Here is a 2,329-nt window from a genome sequence, read left to right on the forward strand (position 1 = left end):
TCAGCTCAGCTGGGGTTCTTCGCGGTGCGGGATGAACCGGACGAACATGGCCTTGTAGCCGGGGGTGTTGGATTCGCGGGCCACGTTCTCCCGGTGCACCAGCGCGTTGGCCTCCGGGAAGTACGCCGCGGCGCAGCCCTTCGCCGTGGGGTAGGACACCAGCCGGAACCTGTCCGCCCGGCGGTCCTGCCCGGCGAAGGTGCTGATGACGTCCACCAGCTCGCGGTCGCGGAAGCCCAGCTCCGCCAGGTCCTCGGGGTGCACCAGGATCACCCGGCGGCCCTCGGAGATGCCGCGGTAGCGGTCATCGAGCCCGTAGAACGTCGTGTTGTACTGGTCATGGCTGCGCATGGTCTGCAGCACCAGGTGCCCTTCCGGCGGCGCCAGGTACTCCAGCGGGCTGACCGTGAACCGGCCGCGGCCGATGTCCGTGGCGAAGGAGCGCGAATCCCGCGGCGGATTCGGCAGCACGAACCCGTTTTTGGTCCGGATCCGGGCGTTGAAGTCCTCGAATCCGGGCAGCACCCGGGAAATGTGGTCCCGGATCACGTCGTAGTCCTCGGCCATGGCCTTCCAGTTCACCGGATGGTCCTCCCCGAGGGCGGCCTGGGCCATCCGGGCAATGATTACCGGCTCGGCCAGCAGATGCTCGGAGACCGGAGTCAGTCGGCCGCGGGTCGAATGCACGCAGGACATCGAATCCTCCACCGACAGGAACTGCGCCCCGCCCGGATGCTTGTCATCCGTATCCGTCCGGCCCAGGGTCGGCAGGATCAGCGAGGTGCGCCCGTGCACCACATGGGAGCGGTTGGGCTTGGTGGAGACGTGAACGGTCAGCCCCACCCGCTTCATCCCGGCTTCCAGCGCCTCGGTATCCGAACACGCCAGCGAGAAGTTCCCGCCCATGGACACGAAGACGTCCACCGCATCGCGCTCGAACGCCTCGACCGTTTCCACCGAATCGTAGCCGTGCTCCCGGGGGGAGGTGATGCCGAACTCTTTGTCCAGCGCGGCCAGCAGCCATTCCTTCGGCTTCTCCCAGATGCCCATCGTCCGGTCGCCCTGGACATTGGAATGCCCGCGCACCGGGCAGGCGCCGGCGCCCGGCTTGCCGAAATTGCCCTGCAGCAGCAGCAGGTTGATGATCTCCTTGATCGTATCCACCGAATGCGGCTGCTGGGTCACCCCCAGCGCCCAGCAGAAGATGGTGGCCCTGGAGGCGGCCAGCATCCCGGCCACCCTGGCGATCTCCAGCCGGGACAGGCCCGTGGCCTTCTCCGTCTCTGCCCAGTCCACGCTCGCCCGCGCAGCCCGGTAGGCCTCAAACCCGTCCGTCTGCGCCTCGATGAAGGCCTTATCCACCACCGAGCCCGGGACGCGTTCCTCTTCCTCCAGCAGCAGATGGCCCAGCGCCTGGAACAGCGCCAGGTCACCGCCCACCTTGATCTGCAGGAACTCATCAGCCAACGGCGTGCCGGACCCCACGACACCGTTGAACGTCTGCGGATCCTTGAAGTTGAACAGCCCGGCTTCCGGCAGCGGATTGACCGCCACGACCTTCCCGCCCGCATCCTTGCACTCCTTGAGCGCGGACAGCATCCGCGGGTGGTTGGTGCCCGGGTTCTGCCCGACGACGAAGATCAGCTCCGCGTCGTGGATGTCCTGCAGCGAGACCGTGCCCTTGCCGATCCCGATCGTCGGATTCAGCGCCGAGCCGGAGGACTCGTGGCACATGTTCGAACAGTCCGGCAGATTGTTGGTACCCACCGACCGGGCGAACAGCTGGTACATGAACGCCGTCTCATTCGCCGTGCGCCCGGAGGTATAGAAGACGCAGCGCTCCGGCGTCGTGGCCCGGATATGCTCCCCGATCAGCTCGAACGCGTCCGTCCAGGAAATCGGCGAGTAGTGCATTTCCCCCTCCCGGATCACCACCGGTTCGGTGATCCGGCCCTGGTTGCCCAGCCAGTACTCGGTCTTCTCCGCCAGCTCCGCAACCGAGTGCCGGGCCCAGAACTCCGGGGTCACCGTCCGCAGCGTGTTTTCCTCCGCCACCGCCTTGGCACCGTTCTCGCAGAACTCCGCGGCCTTGCGCCTGCCGTCCGATTCGGGCCAGGCACACCCCGGGCAGTCGAAGCCGCCGCGCTGGTTCAGCCGCAGCAGCGACTGCGCCGTCCGGGCCACCCCGGCCTGCGCCAGCCCCCGCTCCAGCGCCACCGCCACAGCCTTCACACCGGCCGCGGCCCTCTTCGGCTCATGAACCTCAAGCTCACTCTCGTCAATGTCCGCAACCGGCGCACTCCGCCTCACAAAATCCACGGTTTCCCTC

The 2,329-nt window shown here is 67.2% G+C and carries 1 protein-coding gene; it reads right to left on the reverse strand.

Going from position 1 to position 2,329, the window contains the following annotated elements; all coding sequences use genetic code 11:
- The gene (locus tag AC5RWU_RS24105; RefSeq protein WP_493986694.1) at positions 1–2,310 is read right to left on the reverse strand and encodes an FdhF/YdeP family oxidoreductase; all 2,310 of its coding nucleotides are present in this window, start codon (positions 2,308–2,310) and stop codon (positions 1–3) included.
- Positions 2,311–2,329: the final 19 nt, after the last annotated feature.

The sequence above is a fragment of the Arthrobacter sp. B0427-1-12 genome (genome assembly GCF_059092905.1).